Raw genomic sequence first — 19593 nt, 5'->3', positions numbered from 1 at the left:
TAATTAGTCTATTGTAAATAAATCACATTAAAGTGTGTTTATGGCTAATTTATCTACGGTTAAACACGAGCAAATTGAAGAAATTCTGCAACAGTATCGTGTGCATCAAGAACGAGAACTAAACAGTTTACGTGAACAACTGGCTGGGCAACTTCAGGATACAGAGGTTGCGGGTGAGCTTGAAGACTTTGGCAATCTTGTCGATGCATATAAGAAAGAGCACAAGGTCACCAACGAAGAATTGGCTTTGCTGTCAGGAAAATCGAAAAATGCCATCAGTAAAGCGTGCCAACGGCCAGGGTCAGCAGGTGTTGCCACCATTACGAGTATTCTTGATGCTATGGGTTATCGGCTGGTTATAGCTCGTGGCAATCCTAAACCTATTGCCGAGCAGGATTAACTGGTGACTAAAGTTAATCGAGTAGGCGCGATTTACGCGAACGGTAAACTTGCAGGTCACTTGACCGAGTTGCGCGAGGGCCTGATTGAGCAATATGAATTTGTTTATGCTGAGTCATATTTAACTGATGGTGTGCCCATTGGCCATCATTTCCCTTTGCGAGCGCAACCTTTCACATTTGACACCTTTCCGCCATTTTTCCAAAACCTTGTCAGCGAAGGTTGGGTCAAAACCTTCCAGGCGAGTCGCTCGAGATTAGATAAAAATGACGAATTTGGCTTACTGCTGGCTAATGGCGAGGAATTGATTGGTGCGCTGTCGGTGTTGCCACTCGTTGTCGAAGAATGGGAGGCTAGCTGATGGTTGTTGTTGAATCATCTGCCTACTTTAAAAAAATGTTTGCAGCCGATGCGGCATTAATCGGTAGCCTGAAAGTGGTTGGTGATAACGCGAGTTTTGATGACTATGCACCAGCGTATCTGGATGGTCAGTCGGTTTCCGGTGTGCAGCGCAAACTCTTTATGCGGCGTGAGGGCGATCGCCTGATGCCAGCCCATAAAGATGGCGACTTTATCGTTAAACCCTGCCCAAAACAATTTTCCGAATTGCCCGCAAACGAATACAGCATGATGACATTGGCATCAGTAACGGGAATTGATACAGCGCAGCATGCGCTGGTGCCATTCGAAGACGGGGAATTGTGTTTTGTTACCCGGCGATTCGACTTACTCGCGCAACCAGCAAATAAAAAGCCTGAGCCTGCGCGGCAACGCTACTTTATTGAGGATGCGGCCAGTCTTTGTCAAATAAACTCCAAACACAAAGGTAGCGATGCTTTGTCTTACGAAACAACGCTAAAGCAGCTTTATCAATGCAGTGGTGCTAATAAAGTGGTGTTGCTAAAAGGCTTTCAGCAAGTCCTGTTTGCCTATCTTATAGGCAACAATGATCTGCACTTAAAAAACTTCTCGATGTACCGAAAGCCTGACGACCGTTCCACTTTGATGCGCGACTTTACGCCCGCCTACGATATTCTCTCGGTCGCACCCTATCCGGCCTATTATGGTGAGGATCTGACGCTGTGTGTATTGGCATCCGAAGTTGATGCAGAATTTAGCGACGCCTACGAGCAATATGGCTACTACACACGACCCGACTTTGTGTTGTTAGCAGAAAAGATTGGATTAGGAGCAACGGTTGGTGAGCGCTTGATTCAGAAAATGATTAATCAAGTGAGTCAGAATGTTGAAAAGGTACTAAATCAATCGGTCTGTTCTTCTCAATTAACTGATGCCATAAAAGCGCATATAGAGGAGCGGCTTGGGCGAATGCAACGCTAGCGTATTTTGCCTTTGGCGTTGTAGGTCAGGCTGTCTTTTTTGGCGTTTGAGAGGATGGCTTGTTTGAGCTGTTCGATGCTGTTTAAGGTAGATTGCACAACGCGTTCGTTTACCGCACTTTGCTGCTGCACATCAGCTAGCTGACGTTTTATTTCAGTCACTTGTGCGGCCAAGGTTTCGTCGTCTTTTAACAAGTTTGCATCGGGATGTTCACGCAGCGTGGCGTCAAGCGATGATACCTGCTCAAGCTGCTGCGCTTTTTGCTGTGCGATATCCGCAACGCTGCTGTGTTGGCGTTCTACAATGGCTTTGAGTTCTTGCTGTTGCAGTGCAGCAAGGGCATCTAGCGAGTCTGCCAGCTGTTGTAGAAGCTCGTTAACAGGTGTTGCGGTAGCGCTCATAAATTAGCGGTTACTCGTCGCCGTCAATCTGCGAACCAAACAGGTCGCCTTCGAACTGTGCTAACTTCGACGCCAAACGGTCAACGTCAACCTTATATGAGCCGTTTTCAATTTGCGCCTTAATGCGATCAACCTTCGCCTGGTCGATGCCACTGCTGTTCATCGCTTTTTCCTGCAGGTCGTTAAGTTGTTGCGCCTCAGAGGTCAGCGATACGGAATCACCACCACTTTTAGCCGGTGCCGGGCTGTTGCCGGAATTATTACCGCCATCGACCTGACGATTGGTCTTGGTGTCGATCGTGGTGTTTTTTAATCCTGCATTATTGATATTGATTGGCATATTGTCTCGCCTCGCTAGATAGAAGTTCTCGTGCCCTTATCGACACTTTGCGAGAAACCTTTAATCTTTTTTGCTACTTTTTTGACCGTCGACATATTACAACTGCACGGTCACTTCGTTTAAACCGGTGACAATCGCTTCTAACGACTTGTTAGAACGCGTGTTTTGCACCGCCACCGACTCGCCTTTCAGGCCGTCAGCCAATGCTTTGCCACTGGCTGTTATTTGCAATGCCTTGCTTTTAGCCACTATTGTAACCTTTTCCCCCGAACAAACAAGGCAGGTGTCGCTGGCTTCAATCGGCTGTCCGGAGCGCACGCGTCTTTTGATCCGCGCGCCGACTAACGTATCTGCTGAGGTAAAAACATTAGACCGAATACGATTAATATCCACCTCTTGCGTGGTTAAATCAGATTCCGACACCAGATGCCCCGGTGACATGGGGACCGCTGCCGTAATCACCGGTTTATAGCGGTAAATACGAACCGGTACATAGGTACGCCAGGCCGTTGGTGCAGCACACTGTATCTCAACCGTGGTATAACTATCGAGCCCTGAATTAGAGGCAAAACTGACCTGCGGCTGCTCGCTGCATTTTTTGGCCACCATACGCGGATCCAGGTTGTTCGCCACAATCTCGACCCGACCGTTATCGGGCGCAGTCACCTGAGCTTTAACAAAGTCGTGCGCCAACGTCTGCAAGGCTTTGTGATCTAAACTATCGCTTTTACGTTCGTTTGCATTCGCAACCGAGCCCGAATGCGCTATGATCAAAAGCAAACTGATTAATAAGCTATTGCGTATTATCATTGTGTAATTCCACTAAGGTTTAATGGTCTTCTGCCGACACATTCTTTAACAATAGAGAATGTAATTAACGTCAAGTTTTTGTCACTGACGTTACGGCACCACGAGTTACAATAGCTTAAGCAAGGAGCATGCCAGCGGTCAGCCTGCTCCGATAAAAGGAGTGAACATGGCGAGTATCCTGGACTCGGTAAACCAACGCACACAGATGGTCGGCCAAAATCGGCTGGAATTATTACTGTTTAGACTGGCCGGCAAACAGCGTTTTGGTATTAACGTATTTAAAGTGCGCGAAGTACTGCCGTGCCCCAAGTTAACGGCTATGCCACATCGCAATCGTTTGGTTCGGGGGATTGCCCATATTCGTGGTCAGGCTATCTCGATTATTGACTTGAGCATGGCCACCGGGGGACCGGAAATTACCGACCTTCAAAACCGTTTTATTATCATCGCCGAGTATAACCGCACGGTGCAGGGCTTTTTAGTCGGAGGGGTTGATCGCATTATCAATATCAACTGGGAAGAGATCCTGCCGCCGCCAAAAGGCACAGGCCGTGACGCCTATCTGACCGCGGTCACCGAAATAGACAAAGAATTGGTCGAAATTATCGACGTCGAGCGTATTTTGGCCGACATCACCCCGGTTAATACCGACATCAGCGAAGAAGTCGCTAATCAGCCCATTAACGTGGCGAAAGAAAACTTGACGATATTGATCACCGACGATTCGGCCGTGGCGCGTGGCCAGATCAAGCGTGCATTGCAGTCTCTTGATATTCCAATGGAAATCAAAAAGAACGGCAAAGAAGCGCTGGACTGGTTAAAAGAAAAGGCTCAGGAAGTCGATGGCGATGTGCACCCGCACGTGCCGGTGCTGGTCTCTGACGTAGAAATGCCGGTTATGGATGGCTATACCCTGACTGCCGAAATCAAAGCCGATCCCAAACTCGCCGGTGTTCATGTTATTCTGCATACGTCGTTGAGTGGGGTGTTTAACCAAGCTATGGTTAAAAAGGTGGGCGCCGATGACTTTATCGCCAAATTCCACCCCGATGAGCTGGCAACTGCCGTTAAAAAATGGCTTAATGCAGAAGCAGACGTCAATATTGAATAAGCTTAATCAGAATAAAAACAACGCAGTAGAGAAAACGTGACCAATAAAGAGCTCAGTCAGTCAGAGTACCAGGAGTTTCGTCAGTTTTTAGAGCATCAGTGCGGTATCGTGCTCGGTGATAACAAGATGTACCTGGTTAAAAGTCGCCTTAGCCCCTTAATGGCAAAATTTAACATCGACTCGCTGTCCGAGTTGGTGAAGAAGTCGATGAAGATCAGCGAGCGTGCACTGCGGGCTACGGTTATCGATGCCATGACCACGAATGAGACACTGTGGTTTCGTGACACCTATCCGTTTGAGATCCTGGCTAACCGAGTGCTGCCGGAATTTAAAAACAATGCGGCACCTGTCAAAATTTGGTCATCGGCCTGTTCTTCAGGGCAGGAGCCGTACTCTATTGCCATGACCTATCTGGAATACAAAGCCAAAAACCCCGGCGGATTAAAAGGCGGCATTCGTATTACCGCCACAGATATATCGAACAAAGTCTTAGACCAATGTGCGGTAGGAGAGTATGACAGCCTTGCAATAGCCCGTGGTCTATCGGCCGAACGGCAAAAGAAATTCTTCACCGAAGGCAGCAAACCCGGTGCCATGAAAGTAAAGAACGAAGTAAAAAGCTTCGTTCAATTTCGACACTTAAACCTGTTAGACAGCTACGCATTACTCGGCAAATTCGACATCATTTTTTGCCGCAACGTACTCATCTACTTTTCCGCCGACGTTAAGCGGAAAATTATTGCCCAATTCCGGCAATCCCTCAATCCCGGCGGCTACCTCTTCCTGGGGGCATCAGAATCAATTTCCGGTCTAACCGACGACTTCGAAATGATCCGCTGCAACCCGGGAATCATTTATCGTCGGCGCTAACGCCGACTGGCCTTTTGCAGCTGCGCTGCGGCTTTTTGCCCTGCGGGCGGCTGTTTGCAACATCGCTGCGCTCGTTGCTGCTTTTTGTGCTGCGCACAGGATTTACCGCCGTCAGGCAAATAGCCTTAGCGGCCGAAGGCAAGCTAAAAACAGCCGTGCCGCAGGCACAAACAGCCGCCCGCAGGGCCAAAGGCCGCAGCGCAGCTGCAAATAGCCGTGCCGAAGGCACACATTGGCACGATCTCTGCATAGTCTCCCCTATCGAAAACACGGGAGACGAAAAAATGGCACTTACCATGGATAACCTCCTTGGCATCCAACAGCACACACTGGGCGTACGTACCCAGCGTGCGGAGATGATTGCCAATAACATCGCTAATGCCGATACCCCTGGATACAAAGCGAAAGGCCTCGATTTTCAGCAAGCGTTGCAGCAAGCGCAGCGTGGCATGGAAAATCATAAGCTAACGCGTACCCACGAAAAACACTTCAATGTCGAAATCAGCCCGGCCGGGCAGGAAAAATTCCGCGTACCCACGCAGCCGGACACGGGCGATGGTAATACGGTCGATGTGCAGTTGGAACAAAACTTGTATGCACAGAACGCATTGGAATATGAAATGACCATGAACTTCCTTGACGGCAAGATCAGTGGTGTCAAAAAAGCGCTTAGCGGCCAGTAATGGTAAAGACCAATCGAGGTAAGTCAGCATGAGCTTATTCAACATTTTTAACATCAGTGGTTCAGCCATGAGCGCGCAGTCAGTGCGACTGAATACCACCGCCAGTAATTTGGCGAACGCAAACTCAGTCAGCAGCAGCGTGGATGATACCTATCGTGCCCGTAACCCGGTTTTTGCAACGGCACTTGCCGATGCCGGAGGTAGCTATCGGGGCGATAGCCTGACCAACCAGTCGCAAGCAGGCCAGGCTGCGGGGGTTAAAGTTAAAGGTATTGTCGAGAGTCAAAAACCACTACAAATCGAATACGCGCCGAATCATCCGATGGCTGACGGCGAGGGGTACATCTACCGCTCCAATGTCAACACCATGGAAGAGATGGCCAACATGATTTCCGCCTCACGCTCTTATCAGAGCAACGTACAAGTAGCGGATACCGCTAAAACCATGACTCAGCGTTTATTACGCCTTGGTCAAGGTTAGTAGACAAGGCTAACAGGAGATAAACGATGGAAAGTGTCAGTAACAACTCCTACGTTGACAGCATGCGCTGGAAAAGGGAGGAAGGAGCACAGTTTGCAGATCCGAGCGAAAAACAAAAACTCGAGCAAGAGGACTTCTTCAAACTGATGACGGAACAGCTGAACATGCAGGATCCGACCAAGCCGGTGGATAATGATCAGATGATTTCGCAAATGACTAACTTTTCGATGGCTGAGGGCATCAGTGAACTGTCGCAACAGTTTACTCAGTTTACCCAGAACATGTCATCGAATCAGGCGCTGCAAGCTTCAACCATGGTGGGTCGTGATGTGCTGGTGCCATCCAACAAAGCATTTGCTAACGCCGGTGAAGGCGCTGATGGAGCAATTGCACTGGAGCAATCCGGCTATAACACCAAAGTCACGGTAAAAGATGAAGTCGGACAGGTGATAAAAACGGTCAGCTTAGGTGATTTAGCCAATGGCCGCCATGATTTTAACTGGGACGGCATGAATGAAGCCGGCGAGCCGGTAAAAGAGGGTGTTTATTCATTTACCGCACAAACAACGATCGGCGGTGAACGGGTGGAAGTGCCACTACAAATGCGAGCAAAAGTTCAGAGTGTGAGTATGGGCTCAGGCGATGGCGTTGTGCTTAATTTGGAAGGATTAGGCGGCATCAAGTTTGGTCAAGTATCAGAGATTAGTTAATCAAAGGGGTGACTTATGTCATTTAGCATAGCTTTAAGCGGTATTTCATCCGCACAAAAAGATTTGGATGTGACGTCTAACAACGTTGCCAACGTCAAAACAACCGGCTTTAAAGGGTCGCGTGCAGAATTTTCTGACGTTTATGCAAATAGTATTTTTAGTGGCTCTGACCAGCAGACCGGTAATGGCGCTGCCACCGCGGCAGTTGCTCAGCAGTTTAGTCAAGGTACGCTGCAGTTTACGCAAAACTCGCTGGATATGGCGATTAGCGGCAACGGCTTTTTTGCCACGACCTCAGGACTGACCGACCAGGATTTTACTTACACACGAGCGGGCGCGTTTAAATTAAACGACTCCAGCTATATCGTTAACAATCAGGGTCAGTTTTTACAAGGCTTCCCGGTTGATCGTGATAGCGGTGCGACGCAGTCAACATCACTGGCGGCATCAGGCCCTATTCGTATTCCTGATTCTGCCGGGGCGCCGTCTGCGACCGAAAACCAGTATCAGTCATTTAACCTCGATGCACGCGCGCCAGGTGTTAGAGTGGCAGAAGGTACCGGACCTACAGCGGTCCCGGGTAATCCTTTTAGTGTTGACGACCCAACCTCTTACACGTCATCAACCTCAACAACGATTTATGATTCGTTGGGTGAGTCGCACGTTTTGACCACCTATTATGTACGCCGTGATTCAAATCAAGCGAGTATTGAGAATAATACCTGGGATATTTACACCGCTGTCGATGGCCAGGTTGTAGACTTTGATAATGGCGGTGCTAGCGCGGAGCCAGCAGAGAATGGCTCCACCGGTGTTCGTGTTCGCTTTGATGAATCAGGTTCACCATTAAATGCTAACGGTAACGGCACTTTTGAGCCCGGTCAGTTGTCACTTTCAGGTGTGCTAAACAACGGCGCCGATGACACCCAACAGATCAATGTGTTCTTCCGTGATCAGTTTGATTCTGAAGGTGAAACAGCGCCGACACAATTTGCTTCTGATTTTAGTGTTAACTTACTGGAGCAGGACGGTACCACCGTCGGTCGCTTAACCAATATTGATATTGCTGAAGATGGCTTGATTTTAGCCAGTTATTCTAATGGTGATGTCAGTTATTTGGGTAAAGTCGCGTTAGTACGCTTCGCCAATGAACAGGGACTTACCCAGTTAGGCAATGCGTCATGGGCAGAGAGTCAGGCATCTGGTATTGCCACCTCTGGTGAGGCAAACTCGGGCGTCTTTGGTGCTGTAGAATCCTCTGCATTAGAGAGTTCTAACGTCGATCTGACCAAAGAACTGGTCGATTTGATTTCAGCCCAGCGGAACTTCCAGGCCAACTCACGGGCACTGGAAATCAACAACGGCCTGCAACAGAACATCTTGCAGATCCGATAGTCGCACCGCGACTATCGGCGCCTTCGTCGCGGCTGTTTATCGGCTCGCTTCGCTCGCCGATGGCTGTTTAAACACAATGAAGGGGCTTGCATCCGCAAGCCCTTTTTTTATGGCTACCGTGCCGCAGGCACACACAACCTCGGCGCAGCCGAACAAAACCGCGCCAAAGGTGCCCAAAACCTCGGCGCAGCCGAGCAGAACCTAGGCGAAGCCGCACATTGGCACGATCTCTGCATTCCATTTAAGCATAAACGTCTAAGTGACAAATTTTTGGCTGGAGGTCAATCATGGACAAAATGCTTTGGATCGCCATGAGCGGTGCCAACGAGAACATGAAAGCCGTATCGCAAAGCGCTAATAACCTGGCTAATGTTAATACCACCGGCTTTAAAGCCGATTTGCAGCAGGCCAGATCAATGCAAGCGTTTGGCGAAGGCTTGCCAACGCGGGTATTTGCACTGACTGAGAGCCCGGGGCAAAACTTTGCCCACGGCGGCATTCAAACGACCGGTCGTAATCTTGACGTCGCAGTCAAAGGACAAGGCTGGCTTGCAGTGCAGGACGCCAACGGCAACGAACGCTACACCCGCAATGGTAGTCTCGAGATAGACGCTGGCGGCATGTTGCGGACCTCATCCGGCGACCCGGTCATGGGCGATGCCGGACCGGTATTAATTCCAATGCCGATAGATTCGTTAACGATTGGCAGTAACGGCAATATTTCGATCCGCCCGCAGGGCGCGCCGGAAGATGCCATGGAGATTGTTGACCGGATTAAACTGGTGGACCCGCCACTGAATAATTTGAAGAAAAACAATGAAGGCTTTTTTGAGTTGAAAGACGGCCAGCAAGCGATCGCTGACGCCAACGTCAAACTCGAAGTCGGCGCACTTGAGGGCAGTAACGTCAATTCTGTTGGCGAAATGACCCAGATGATCATGTTGCAACGACAGTACGAAATGAACGTCAAAATGATGAAAACCGCCGACGAGAATGCGCAACGCGCTGAATCGCTGATGCGCTTAAGTTAATCGCTTAAGTTAATCATAGGTAGAGGAGAATAACGATGAATCCTGCACTGTGGATTAGTAAAACCGGCCTTGATGCGCAACAGCGCGATATCTCGGTTATCTCAAACAACTTGGCGAACGCCAGCACGGTCGGCTTTAAAAAGAGTCGTGCCATTTTCGAGGATTTGCTTTACCAAAACGTTAATCAACCCGGCGGTCAGTCAGCACAAGACGTGGAATTACCCAACGGATTGATGTTGGGCGCGGGTACCAAAGTGGTGGCAACGCAAAAGTCACATACCCAGGGTAACGTGCAAACCACCGATAACTCACTGGATGTGATGATCAACGGCAAAGGCTTTTTTCAGGTTCTGATGCCCGATGGCACCTTGTCGTACACCCGCAACGGGCAGTTCTCAGTTAACGAGGAAGGCACCATGGTGACCTCGGGTAACGGGTATCCCATCGAACCGCAAATTCAGGTGCCCGAAGATGCGATTTCGCTAAGTATCTCGCAAGAAGGTGAGGTTACCGTGCGTCAGCCGGGCAACGCCGATAACGCCGTTATTGGGCAGATGAACCTGGCCAGCTTTATTAATCCGGCGGGCTTAGAGCCGGTCGGGCAAAACTTGTATAAAGAAACAGCAGTCAGTGGCGCGCCACTCGAATCGGTGCCGGGTGTCGATGGCATCGGTACCGTGCGTCAGGGCATGTTAGAAACCTCTAACGTCAACGTGACAGAAGAGTTAGTCAATTTGATTGAAGCACAGCGCGGCTACGAGATGAACTCGAAAGTGATTTCCTCGGTTGACCAAATGCTGAGTTACATCAATCAGCAACTTTAACCTGAGCGTCAATGAATAGGTGGATGATATGATGCGTAGACTCTTGGCAGTTTTTGTAGCAACCGTAATCACCGGGTGTGCAAGCAATGGGCAGAAACCCATGCCGGATGATCCCATGTATGCGCCGGTGCTACCGGAAGAGCGCGCACAACCGGTAGTGCCAGATGGTTCGCTGTTTCAGGCGCAGTACGCAGACAGCCTCTACTCTGATATTAAAGCACGACGGCTGGGCGATATTATTACGGTGAGCTTACAAGAGCGAACCACCGCCAGTAAGTCGTCATCGACCGAAACCACCAAAGACAGTAGTACCGCACTGCCGACCCCACAGCTTTTTGGTCGCGATGTAACCGTTGGCGGTAACCCCTTATCCGCAAGTTTTGGCGGCAACCGCTCGTTCAGCGGCGAGGGTGACTCCGATCAAAGTAACCAACTCAATGGCGAGATCACGGTCACCGTTATCCGTACGCTGGCTAACGGCAACTTAATTGTGCGTGGCGAAAAATGGATGCGCATTAACACCGGCGACGAATATATCCGCTTAACCGGCATGATCCGACCGCAGGACATTAGTGCTGAAAACACCATTCCGTCAACGCGGGTAGCCAATGCGCGTATCGAATACAGCGGTACCGGAACGCTGGCCAACACGCAAGAACAGGGCTGGTTGACGCGCTTTTTCAATAGCCCGATCTGGCCGTTTTAAGGGAGTATGAGCATGTTGCGGTTTCTTAAATTTTTATTAATAACGCTGAGCCTGGCATCGTTGGTAATGCCGGTACAGGCCTCGCGCATAAAAGACATCGCCTCGGTACAGGGCATCCGCGATAACCAGCTGGTCGGTTATGGGCTGGTGGTTGGCCTGCCCGGAACCGGCGAACAAACGCCTTTTACGGACCAGACCTTTCGTACCATGCTCGGTAATTTTGGTATCAATATGCCGTCGGGTGAGCGGCCGAAAATTAATAACGTCGCCGCTGTGGCGGTAACCGCCACTATTCCGCCGTTTGCTAAACCCGGCCAAAAAATCGATGTAACCGTGTCATCCGTCGGTAGTGCCGATAGCTTAACCGGCGGTACCTTAATGCAAACCTTTTTAAAAGGTGCCAATGGCGAAGTGTATGCCGTCGCTCAGGGTAATTTAATCGTTGGCGGTTTGGGCGCCGAGGGCAATGACGGCTCGCGCATCGTGGTGAACACACCAACGGTCGGTCGAATCCCGGGGGGCGCCAGTGTCGAGCGCGAAATCCGTACCTCATTTGGCAATGGTGATTACTTTACCTTTAACCTGCACCAGTCGGACTTTACTACCGCCAAACGTGTCGCCGAGACCATTAACGGCTTAGTTGGTGAAGGAGCAGCACAGGCCATCGACGCGACTTCGGTGCGCGTGCGAGCGCCGCGGGATTTAGGCCAGCGTGTCAGCTATATGTCGACACTCGAGAATTTAGAGGTCGAGCAGGCGATGGGTTCAGCTAAAATCATCGTCAACGCCCGCACCGGCACCGTGGTGGTGGGTCAAAACGTCGAGCTACGCCCGGCAGCGGTAGCGCACGGTAATATGCAGGTAACCATTGCCGAAAACGCCCAGGTCGATCAACCCAACCCATTTGGCGATGGCGAAACCGTGGTAACGCCACAGAGTATTATCGATGTGCAGCAGGACGATGCCCGCATGTTTGTATTCCAACCCGGCACCACATTAAATGATTTAGTCAGAGCAGTGAATCAAATCGGCGCGGCACCCGGCGATATGATCGCCGTGCTGGAAGCGTTGAAGCAAGCAGGAGCAATTTCCGGTGAGCTCATCGTCATTTAATACCAATCACGGGGTTAATGCACAAGCCTCCGCCGCGTTAGATAACCACGCGCTGGATAGTTTGCGCGAAAAAGCCTTTGGCGAAGATAAAAATGAAGCGCTAAAGGCCGCAGCCCAACAGTTCGAAGCCATATTTTTGAATATGGTGATGGGCAGTATGCGCAAAGCCAACGAGGTCTTTGCTAAAGACAATATTCTGGATAGTCGCTACACCAATATGTACCGTGACATGTACGACCAACAATTAACCTCAGAGCTGTCGTCCCAAGGCTCTCTGGGACTAGCGGACTTGATGGTGAAGCAATTAAGTCAGCAGGGCGGTATTCAGACCACTGAACGAGTCGGCGGTGAGCTTACCGACCCACGTGCTGCGGTGCTGCATCGCAATAAAACACGCAGTGATCAGGGCGGGGTTGATGCCGGTTTATTTTACGGCGACCACCGGGTTAATACGATAAAGGTCGGCCAGCAGCCGCAACAGGTTAATTCGGTCGATGATTTTATTGCGCTGATTAAGCCGCACGCCGAACAAGTGGCGGACGAAACCGGTTTGCCGGCCAAAGCGCTGATAGCGCAAGCGGCACTGGAAACCGGCTGGGGCCAGCGCATCGTGCCCGGACGCCATGGCGGCTCCAGTAACAATCTGTTCAATATTAAAGCCGATCAACGCTGGTCAGGTGACAAATCCCATGTCAACACACTGGAATACGACGGCATGACCGCGGGCAAACAAAAAGCCGCATTCAGAAGCTATGTAAACCTTGAGCAAAGTCTGCACGATTATGCTAATTTTATAACACAACATCCCCGCTACCAGCGGGCAGTGGCTGCTGAACAGCCTGAGCAATACGCAGAGCAACTGCAACAAGCCGGCTATGCAACCGACCCGCACTATGCCGACAAACTGAAAACCATAATGCAACGGTTGTAACGGCAGGCGGCAAAAAGTTGCCGTCCAGGCTCAACTTTTTTGCCGCGATGCCGATATACGCATAGTGCAGTAATTTAAGGAGTGACCCTAATGGCGTCATTTGACTTGTTAAGCAAAGGTCAGAATGCAATTTTAGCGCATCAGCGTGCATTGCAGATCACCGGCCAAAATATCAACAATATCAATAACCCCGGCTATGTCAGAGAGCGCCCGGAGTATATTGGTAATGAGTATGGTGGGCTACGTAACGTCGAGTCACGCCGCATGATAGACGAATACATTTTTGGTCAGCTTAACCGCAGTCGCATGGACACCTCATTTCAGCAGGGGCGCTTAGATCAGGCACAACCATTAGACTCTTTGCTGGGTAACACCGAAAGCAGCATCAATCAGTCGATCACTAACTTTTTTAATAGCGTACAAGACGCCAATAACGACCCGTCATCAATCACCAACCGCCAGGTGGTGTTGAGCGAAGCTGATGGCATGATGACGCGAATTAACGACTTCTCACGCTATTTAAATGATCAAGAAACGATCGTTAACGAGCGCGTGCGCGATTCGGTTGGGCAAATTAACACCATTGCCGAAAATATCGCCGACCTGAATAACGAATTAAAATTCGGCTCATCGGCAGTTAAAGGCTACGATGCCAACGCCTTAAAAAACCAGCGCGACCAAGAGCTTGAGAAGCTCTCAGAGCTAGTTGATTTTACGGTCGTACCCAGTGACTCCGACGCCATTCAAATTAACCTGAAAAACGGCAGCCCATTGGTGCTAAAAGATGGACGTTATAACGTCATCACTACATCCGGCGCGCCGGATACCGGCCGTATCCAGTTAGGTATTGAATCGACCAATAGCGGCGACCCCACCACCTTCTCGTTAAAATCAGATTCATTAGGTTCAGCAATTGGTGGCTATTTAGATTACCGCGATAATGTGTTGTTACCCACTCAACGTCGGGTCGGGCAAATGGCGCTGCGTGTTGCCGATGTCATGAATACACAAAATCAAAAAGGCATGGATCTGGACAACCAGCTGGGTAGCAAATTATTTGACCTGAGCCAGACCGGCGTGCGCGGGTTGGATTTTGCCGGTAACCAGGGCGATGCCAATATCAACGTTAAACTGCTAGAAGGCAACAGCGAGCAATTAACCTCAGACAACCTACTGATTGAAAAAGTCGATGCCGATACCTTTCGCGTGACCGCCGCTGACGGCGAGGGCAACCCGATTGCCGGCGCCGAACCGGTCGAAGTCGACTTTAGCGGTGGTGATACCGCCATCGACGTGCCGGAATACGGCATTCAGTTGTCATCAAATGATTTTAGCGCCGCGGCTGACGGCGATAAGTTTTTAGCCAAACCCACCGAAGACATCGCCAAAGATATTGCGATAGCGATTGAACGGCCGCAAGACTTAGCACTGGCATCGCCGATACGGGTGGCTAATGACAATGGCAATAAAGGCGAAGCGCAAATAGAGCTTGAAGGTATCAACGGCACCAGTAACTTTTTCGATAAAGCGAACCGAAGCCTGGCCGATGGCGCACCAATCGGCGCAGCCATCAACAGTGTCAGTGGCGGCACGTATAATGTCAGCATTGAACGTAAAAACGGCAGTGCCATCACCTTTGATACCAACTCGCTGGAAAATCTGGTGTCGCAGGCTAATGCACAGCAGACACCCGCACCCTTTGGCGACGAGCCAGTCGATGTGGAGTTCTCGTTAAGTGGCACACCAGAAGCCGGCGATAGCTTTAGCCTGGAATACAACACCGATGGTTTTGATGATAACCGCAACGGCCTGGCGCTGGTAGAAACACAACGGGAAGCGCAAGTGCGTCGCTCAGCGGTTGATAATGATCAACCGACGCTGACCTTTGCCGAAAGCTATTCGCGCGTGGTGTCGGATGTCGGTAGCTTTGTCGCACAAGGGCAAACCCGACTGCAGTCAGCACAAGCGATAGAAGCACAAAACCAGGCTATGTACGAAGCCAAATCCGGGGTCAACCTGGAAGAAGAAGCCGCCAACCTGATCCAGTTTGAGCGTGCTTACAACGCTGCCGCCCGCATTATAACCGTGGCGCAGCGGACCTTTGATAGTTTACTGAATGCAGTGGGGTAATCAGCGATGCGTATAAGTACTAATTTAGTCTATCAACGCGGTTTAGAAAGCCTGCAACGGTCCGAAAATGCGTTGTACAAGGTACAGCAACAGCTGACCCGGCAAACCAAATTATTATCACCATCGGACGATCCGATTGCCAACGCACAGGTGATGAACATTAATAACTCGCTGGCGCAAAACGAGCAGTTTATGCGCAACAGTGTCACGCTGGAAAACGGTCTACGTCAGTCAGAAGGGGCCTTAAACAGCGTTAATGATTCGATGCTGCGGGCACGCGAACTGACCGCCGGAGCCATCAACGGCAGTTACGGCCCGGAAGATCGCCAGGCCGTTGCTAAAGAACTCCGTGCCATCGAAAAACAATTGTTCGACCAAGCGAATTCGCGCGACGCTCAGGGTGAATACCTGTTTTCCGGTTACCAGAGCCGTAAACAACCGATGGAATTCAACACCGCGACTGATTCATATCAATATGTCGGCGATCAAGGGCAGCGCGAGTTACAACTATCACCGAGCCTTAAATTAGCGGCTAACGAACCGGGTAACAAGCCCTTTGCAGCGGTCTCTCAGCGTGTCGATTTAGACGTTGATGCCGGCGCTGAACAGTTAGAGAAGCTAAAAGTGACCGATCGTGACGCCTTCGTGGCATTTACTGAAGGCCAGCAAGACGCCGGCGCATCGGCGGACTTAGCGATCAGTTTTGATGGTAGCGGCGGCTACACCATCGCCGACGGCGACGGAAATGCACTGGATACGGGCACATTGAGCGAAGGCAAACTCAGCTTTAACGGCCTGGAACTGTCGTTTGATCCGGAAAACCTGCCGGCTAACGGCGACACCATCGAAATCGGCAATAACTCCGGTGAATCGCAAAACGCCATCACCCTCATCCGCGACCTGGCCAGCGCACTAGAAGGTAAAGGCGTCGATGGACAGTGGCAAGATCAAGCGCAATGGGCGCTGGACGATTTGAACACCGCCATGGATAGCGTCGTCGGCACCCAAGCCGACATCGGCGCACGTATAAATGTGATGGAAGCCACCCGCGAATCCATCCGCGAATCCGACGTCGTTAATCAAACCGCCCGCGCCGAGCTATCCGATGTGGATTATAACGAAGCTGTGACTGAACTGGTGAAAAATGAGACCTTGTATCAGGCTTCGCAGCAGGTTTTTTCGCGGATTAATCAGTTGAGTTTGTTTGATTACGTGCAGTAAACCTTGAGCTTGGATGCGGGCTGCGCCCGCAGGCTGTGATGGCGCTCGCTGCGCTTGCGCCAGGCCTTGTACGCATCGCTTCGCTCTGCGTGGCTGTGTAAAAGCAAAACGAATGCAGACTGTCGGTTGTGCACGGCCGCATGGCGCGAAGCGCACATGCGCAAAGCCTGCGGCAAGCGCAGCGAGCCCCATCCTAACCTGGCGGCGAAGCCGCCATCCCCACTGAATTCCCCCCGGTCAAAAAAAATTCAAATATTTTCTAAAGGTTCCTAATACCTCGCCGATACCCTTTACGAGAGGAAATTTTAATCAGGCAAAACACGACGCCGAATCGTTCCTCCAGCTTGGCGACACAACTTTGGTAACACCAAGCTTTCGTTTAAAACTAAGGGAGCATGCAACATGGCTTTATATGTAAACACCAACGTCAGCTCGATCAACGCACAGAATCAGCTGGTACAATCAGGCAATAAGCTTGACCAAGCTTTCGAACGTTTGTCGTCAGGCCTTCGTATCAACAGCGCAGCCGACGACGCCGCCGGTCTACAAATTTCAAACCGTCTGACCTCACAGGTCAATGGTCTAAACGTAGCCACCCGTAACGCTAACGACGGCGTATCATTGGTTCAGACCGCTGAAGGCGCGATGTCAGAATCAACCAACATCTTGCAGCGTATGCGTGAACTAGCACTGCAGTCAGCTAACGGTTCAAACAGTGATGAGGATCGGGGGGCGTTGCAGAAAGAAATTTCTTCTTTACAGTCTGAATTAACCCGTATTTCAGAAACTACCTCGTTTGGTGGTCAAAACCTATTGGATGGCAGTTTTGGTTCCAGAGACTTCCAAGTAGGATCTCAGTCTAATCAAACAATTGGTTTTGAGCTAGCAGACATCTCAGCTTCAGCAATAGGCGCAGTCGGTAAGGGCATTGACGGGACCTCGATAAGCAACCTTGGTATAGCAGGGACTCGAACCACACCATTGGAATTCGGGGAAGGTGATGCATTCGAAGTTAGTATCGACGGTACTACATCTGACATAAGTTTAAGTAACGGCATGTCCGCAAAAGACTTAGCGGGAGAATTAAACAAAGTTGACGGGGTTACCGGTGTTGCCGCACAGAACGTGACTGAACTATCATTTGGTTCGAACACCACCGGCAGTGATTCGTTAACCCTAACGATCGCAGGAGTTACTGTCGCCGATGATATTACAGTCGCTGCAGGCGCAACCCCAAACGCAGACGAGACAGTTGCAGATATCTTCAGTAAGTTAGACGGAGCCGCTATCTCAGAGTTAGAAGAAAAAGGTATAACAGTAACGCAAGAATCAAACGCCGGTACCGATTCGGATGACAGAATAATTGTGACCGATAGCGCCGGCAACAATGTGGACATTAGTATGTCTATCACTGGTGGTGGTACCGATGGGCTAACCGGAAACATCCAGTCTCGCGATGCAGATGGCAACGTAACAGGTGGTACTGAAACGGTAACAGCAGGAACTAATGCTTCAGCATCAGCGAGCGTGGAAACGACAGGTTTCCTCGATTTCTCTAGTGCGACTGTTTCATCTGATTCAAGCATAGTGAACTTTAAAACGACTAAAGACGCCACCAGCAGTGGTTTCAATACTGCAGCTATTGATGATAATGCGACTTTAACTGCTGAAAAGCTCAATTCAGTTGAAAATATTAACATTGATACTCAGGGCGGAGCTCAGTCAGCCATTGACGTGATTGATGGTGCTATTGCTCAAATTGATGGTCAGCGTGCTGACTTAGGTGCTGTTCAAAATCGGTTTGAGAGCACGATTTCAAACTTGAGCAATATCTCTGAAAACGTATCAGCAGCTCGTTCACGTGTACGTGACGCGGATTTCGCGGCAGAGACTGCTAAATTGACTCAGGCGCAGATCATTCAGCAGGCGTCAACTACTATCCTGGCGCAGGCTAACCAGCGTCCTCAGGCTGCTCTGTCACTGTTGGGTTAATAACCTACAATGACTTAATCAGTCTAAAGCAATACAGACGGCTCCTTCGGGGGCCGTTTTTTTTTGCTCTGAGCTTGGATGCGGGCTGCGCCCGCAGGCTGTGATGTTACTCGCTCCGCTCGTAACAGGCTGTGCGCGCGACCGCTTCGCGGCGCGCGGCTATGCACAATCCGCTCGTACACAGCCGCATGGCGCGAAGCGCATATGCACACAGCCTGCGGCAAGCGCAGCGAGCCGCATCCCGACCTGGCGGCGAAGCCGCCATCCAACCCGCATGTACACAGCCTCGCGCCGCGAAGCGGACGCGAACACAGCCTGCGGCAAGCGTAGCGAGCCGCATCCCAGCCTGGCGGCGGAGCCGCCATCCCCACTCAAAAATCTCACACCACAATCATCCGCAAATTCAAAAAGCATCACCTAAACTGCAATCACCCCTCACAACCCAACAGAAACAATGAATTATCAAAAACTTTGGCTTTGGCAGCACTCCCTTGATATCGCCATTGAGATAATGGAAGCTTTCCAACACAGCAAAAATTTCAGTTTCAAGGATCAGGTATTCCGAAGCGCCATTTCGATACCCAGCAATATTGCCGAAGCAATGACACGAGACACTCCTGCTGACCGACGAAGAATCCTATATTACGCCATCGGCTCATGCGCAGAACTTGATACACAACTGCAAATTGCGCTGGGATTAAAGTGGATTGAGGCGGATAAGCGAGAAGAATGGCGTCGTGCATTACGACAGATTTATGTTGGATTGCAGCGGCTTCGGGGGAAGCTCGAGCAGAGCCGGGATGCGGGCTCCGCCCGCAGGCTGTGATGTTACTCGCTACGCTCGTAACAGGCTTTGCACGTGTCGCTACGCTCCACGTGGCCGTGCACAAGCGGCTCGTACACAGCCGCATGGCGCGAAGCGCACATGCGCACAGCCTGCGGCAAGCGCAGCGCGCCGCATCCCAGCCTGGCGGCGAAGCCGCCATCCAAGCTCAAAAAATATTCAAACAAATCGCTAAAGTTCATCAGCGCCCCGCCGATAACCTACACGTATTAGTGTATTTATTGCACTAAACAGCTATCATAACCAACAATAAGCGAGGA

The 19593-nt window shown here is 50.5% G+C and carries 22 protein-coding genes; 18 read left to right on the top strand and 4 right to left on the bottom strand.

Annotated elements, in window-relative coordinates:
* Positions 1 to 40: 40 nt before the first annotated feature.
* Genes KZ771_RS07660 through KZ771_RS07650 form a run of 3 tightly spaced genes read left to right on the top strand, consistent with a single transcriptional unit; the run spans position 41 to position 1740 of the window.
* Positions 41 to 400 (top strand): hypothetical protein, encoded by a 360-nt coding sequence (locus KZ771_RS07660; protein WP_290652690.1) that lies wholly within the window; start codon positions 41 to 43, stop codon positions 398 to 400.
* Between the two features lie 3 nt (positions 401 to 403).
* Positions 404 to 760: a HipA N-terminal domain-containing protein gene (locus KZ771_RS07655; RefSeq protein ID WP_290652688.1), complete on the top strand. Its 357-nt coding sequence runs from the start codon at positions 404 to 406 to the stop codon at positions 758 to 760.
* A complete protein-coding gene (locus KZ771_RS07650; protein ID WP_290652686.1) occupies positions 760 to 1740 on the top strand; it encodes a HipA domain-containing protein in 981 nt (326 codons plus the stop codon). The genes KZ771_RS07655 and KZ771_RS07650 overlap by 1 nt, the downstream gene beginning before the upstream one ends.
* On the opposite strand, the gene flgN is transcribed toward KZ771_RS07650, so the two are convergent.
* The 3 genes from flgN to flgA all read right to left on the bottom strand — a co-directional run bounded on the left by flgN (position 1737) and on the right by flgA (position 3291).
* Positions 1737 to 2141 carry a flagellar export chaperone FlgN gene (flgN, locus tag KZ771_RS07645; protein ID WP_290569921.1) on the bottom strand — a complete coding sequence of 135 codons (405 nt, stop codon included), beginning with the start codon at positions 2139 to 2141 and terminating at the stop codon, positions 1737 to 1739. The two genes, KZ771_RS07650 and flgN, sit on opposite strands and share 4 nt — an antisense overlap.
* A 10-nt stretch (positions 2142 to 2151) precedes the next feature.
* On the bottom strand, positions 2152 to 2481 hold the full coding sequence (gene flgM, locus KZ771_RS07640) for a flagellar biosynthesis anti-sigma factor FlgM (RefSeq protein ID WP_290652684.1): 330 nt from the start codon (positions 2479 to 2481) through the stop codon (positions 2152 to 2154).
* A gap of 96 nt (positions 2482 to 2577) precedes the next feature.
* Positions 2578 to 3291: a flagellar basal body P-ring formation chaperone FlgA gene (gene flgA, locus KZ771_RS07635; protein WP_290652682.1), complete on the bottom strand. Its 714-nt coding sequence runs from the start codon at positions 3289 to 3291 to the stop codon at positions 2578 to 2580.
* Between the two features lie 166 nt (positions 3292 to 3457).
* Here flgA and KZ771_RS07630 point away from each other — a divergent pair, with 166 nt between their 5' ends.
* From KZ771_RS07630 to KZ771_RS07560, 15 genes are all read left to right on the top strand, one after another.
* Positions 3458 to 4402 carry a chemotaxis protein CheV gene (locus KZ771_RS07630; RefSeq protein ID WP_290652680.1) on the top strand — a complete coding sequence of 315 codons (945 nt, stop codon included), beginning with the start codon at positions 3458 to 3460 and terminating at the stop codon, positions 4400 to 4402.
* Positions 4403 to 4438: 36 nt separating this feature from the next.
* A complete protein-coding gene (locus KZ771_RS07625) occupies positions 4439 to 5272 on the top strand; it encodes a protein-glutamate O-methyltransferase CheR (RefSeq protein ID WP_290652678.1) in 834 nt (277 codons plus the stop codon).
* A gap of 284 nt (positions 5273 to 5556) precedes the next feature.
* Complete coding sequence (gene flgB / locus KZ771_RS07620; RefSeq protein WP_290654824.1) at positions 5557 to 5955, top strand: flagellar basal body rod protein FlgB; 399 nt, start codon at positions 5557 to 5559, stop codon at positions 5953 to 5955.
* A gap of 28 nt (positions 5956 to 5983) precedes the next feature.
* Positions 5984 to 6436 (top strand): flagellar basal body rod protein FlgC, encoded by a 453-nt coding sequence (gene flgC, locus KZ771_RS07615; protein ID WP_290652676.1) that lies wholly within the window; start codon positions 5984 to 5986, stop codon positions 6434 to 6436.
* A 26-nt stretch (positions 6437 to 6462) separates the two neighbouring features.
* Positions 6463 to 7146, top strand: coding sequence for a flagellar hook assembly protein FlgD (locus KZ771_RS07610; protein WP_290652674.1), 684 nt, complete (start codon positions 6463 to 6465; stop codon positions 7144 to 7146).
* A gap of 15 nt (positions 7147 to 7161) precedes the next feature.
* Positions 7162 to 8541, top strand: a complete 1380-nt coding sequence (gene flgE / locus KZ771_RS07605; RefSeq protein WP_290652672.1) for a flagellar hook protein FlgE — start codon at positions 7162 to 7164, stop codon at positions 8539 to 8541.
* A 287-nt stretch (positions 8542 to 8828) separates the two neighbouring features.
* Positions 8829 to 9572 carry a flagellar basal-body rod protein FlgF gene (gene flgF, locus KZ771_RS07600; protein ID WP_290652670.1) on the top strand — a complete coding sequence of 248 codons (744 nt, stop codon included), beginning with the start codon at positions 8829 to 8831 and terminating at the stop codon, positions 9570 to 9572.
* Positions 9573 to 9607: 35 nt separating this feature from the next.
* A complete protein-coding gene (gene flgG, locus KZ771_RS07595) occupies positions 9608 to 10396 on the top strand; it encodes a flagellar basal-body rod protein FlgG (protein ID WP_290652668.1) in 789 nt (262 codons plus the stop codon).
* A 31-nt stretch (positions 10397 to 10427) separates the two neighbouring features.
* Complete coding sequence (gene flgH / locus KZ771_RS07590) at positions 10428 to 11102, top strand: flagellar basal body L-ring protein FlgH (protein WP_290654823.1); 675 nt, start codon at positions 10428 to 10430, stop codon at positions 11100 to 11102.
* A 12-nt stretch (positions 11103 to 11114) separates the two neighbouring features.
* Positions 11115 to 12215: a flagellar basal body P-ring protein FlgI gene (locus KZ771_RS07585; RefSeq protein WP_290652667.1), complete on the top strand. Its 1101-nt coding sequence runs from the start codon at positions 11115 to 11117 to the stop codon at positions 12213 to 12215.
* Complete coding sequence (gene flgJ, locus KZ771_RS07580; protein ID WP_290652665.1) at positions 12196 to 13146, top strand: flagellar assembly peptidoglycan hydrolase FlgJ; 951 nt, start codon at positions 12196 to 12198, stop codon at positions 13144 to 13146. Before KZ771_RS07585 ends, flgJ begins: the two co-directional genes overlap by 20 nt.
* A gap of 90 nt (positions 13147 to 13236) precedes the next feature.
* Complete coding sequence (flgK, locus tag KZ771_RS07575) at positions 13237 to 15276, top strand: flagellar hook-associated protein FlgK (RefSeq protein ID WP_290652663.1); 2040 nt, start codon at positions 13237 to 13239, stop codon at positions 15274 to 15276.
* A 6-nt stretch (positions 15277 to 15282) separates the two neighbouring features.
* Positions 15283 to 16497 carry a flagellar hook-associated protein FlgL gene (flgL, locus tag KZ771_RS07570; RefSeq protein ID WP_290652662.1) on the top strand — a complete coding sequence of 405 codons (1215 nt, stop codon included), beginning with the start codon at positions 15283 to 15285 and terminating at the stop codon, positions 16495 to 16497.
* 402 nt (positions 16498 to 16899) lie between these two features.
* Positions 16900 to 18489, top strand: a complete 1590-nt coding sequence (locus KZ771_RS07565) for a flagellin (RefSeq protein WP_290652660.1) — start codon at positions 16900 to 16902, stop codon at positions 18487 to 18489.
* Between the two features lie 454 nt (positions 18490 to 18943).
* Positions 18944 to 19315 carry a four helix bundle protein gene (locus tag KZ771_RS07560; protein WP_290652658.1) on the top strand — a complete coding sequence of 124 codons (372 nt, stop codon included), beginning with the start codon at positions 18944 to 18946 and terminating at the stop codon, positions 19313 to 19315.
* Positions 19316 to 19317: 2 nt separating this feature from the next.
* On the opposite strand, the gene KZ771_RS07555 is transcribed toward KZ771_RS07560, so the two are convergent.
* Complete coding sequence (locus KZ771_RS07555) at positions 19318 to 19515, bottom strand: hypothetical protein (protein ID WP_290652656.1); 198 nt, start codon at positions 19513 to 19515, stop codon at positions 19318 to 19320.
* Positions 19516 to 19593 lie beyond the last annotated feature (78 nt).

The organism is Idiomarina sp., assembly GCF_019431395.1.
Classification (GTDB): Bacteria; Pseudomonadota; Gammaproteobacteria; order Enterobacterales; family Alteromonadaceae; genus Idiomarina.
This window is presented reverse-complemented; position numbering and strand designations above follow the sequence as displayed.

Bases quoted from the DNA above. Each gene is read 5' to 3' on its own strand.
- KZ771_RS07565 (WP_290652660.1), top strand. From the start codon at position 16,900: ATGGCTTTATATGTAAACACCAACGTCAGCTCGATCAACGCACAGAAT.
- KZ771_RS07555 (WP_290652656.1), bottom strand. From the start codon at position 19,515: ATGAACTTTAGCGATTTGTTTGAATATTTTTTGAGCTTGGATGGCGGC.
- flgN (WP_290569921.1), bottom strand. From the start codon at position 2,141: ATGAGCGCTACCGCAACACCTGTTAACGAGCTTCTACAACAGCTGGCA.
- flgH (WP_290654823.1), top strand. From the start codon at position 10,428: ATGCGTAGACTCTTGGCAGTTTTTGTAGCAACCGTAATCACCGGGTGT.
- flgG (WP_290652668.1), top strand. From the start codon at position 9,608: ATGAATCCTGCACTGTGGATTAGTAAAACCGGCCTTGATGCGCAACAG.
- flgF (WP_290652670.1), top strand. From the start codon at position 8,829: ATGGACAAAATGCTTTGGATCGCCATGAGCGGTGCCAACGAGAACATG.
- KZ771_RS07630 (WP_290652680.1), top strand. From the start codon at position 3,458: ATGGCGAGTATCCTGGACTCGGTAAACCAACGCACACAGATGGTCGGC.
- KZ771_RS07585 (WP_290652667.1), top strand. From the start codon at position 11,115: ATGTTGCGGTTTCTTAAATTTTTATTAATAACGCTGAGCCTGGCATCG.
- flgA (WP_290652682.1), bottom strand. From the start codon at position 3,291: ATGATAATACGCAATAGCTTATTAATCAGTTTGCTTTTGATCATAGCG.
- KZ771_RS07610 (WP_290652674.1), top strand. From the start codon at position 6,463: ATGGAAAGTGTCAGTAACAACTCCTACGTTGACAGCATGCGCTGGAAA.
- KZ771_RS07560 (WP_290652658.1), top strand. From the start codon at position 18,944: ATGAATTATCAAAAACTTTGGCTTTGGCAGCACTCCCTTGATATCGCC.
- flgB (WP_290654824.1), top strand. From the start codon at position 5,557: ATGGCACTTACCATGGATAACCTCCTTGGCATCCAACAGCACACACTG.
- flgE (WP_290652672.1), top strand. From the start codon at position 7,162: ATGTCATTTAGCATAGCTTTAAGCGGTATTTCATCCGCACAAAAAGAT.
- KZ771_RS07650 (WP_290652686.1), top strand. From the start codon at position 760: ATGGTTGTTGTTGAATCATCTGCCTACTTTAAAAAAATGTTTGCAGCC.
- flgC (WP_290652676.1), top strand. From the start codon at position 5,984: ATGAGCTTATTCAACATTTTTAACATCAGTGGTTCAGCCATGAGCGCG.
- flgM (WP_290652684.1), bottom strand. From the start codon at position 2,481: ATGCCAATCAATATCAATAATGCAGGATTAAAAAACACCACGATCGAC.
- flgK (WP_290652663.1), top strand. From the start codon at position 13,237: ATGGCGTCATTTGACTTGTTAAGCAAAGGTCAGAATGCAATTTTAGCG.
- flgL (WP_290652662.1), top strand. From the start codon at position 15,283: ATGCGTATAAGTACTAATTTAGTCTATCAACGCGGTTTAGAAAGCCTG.
- KZ771_RS07660 (WP_290652690.1), top strand. From the start codon at position 41: ATGGCTAATTTATCTACGGTTAAACACGAGCAAATTGAAGAAATTCTG.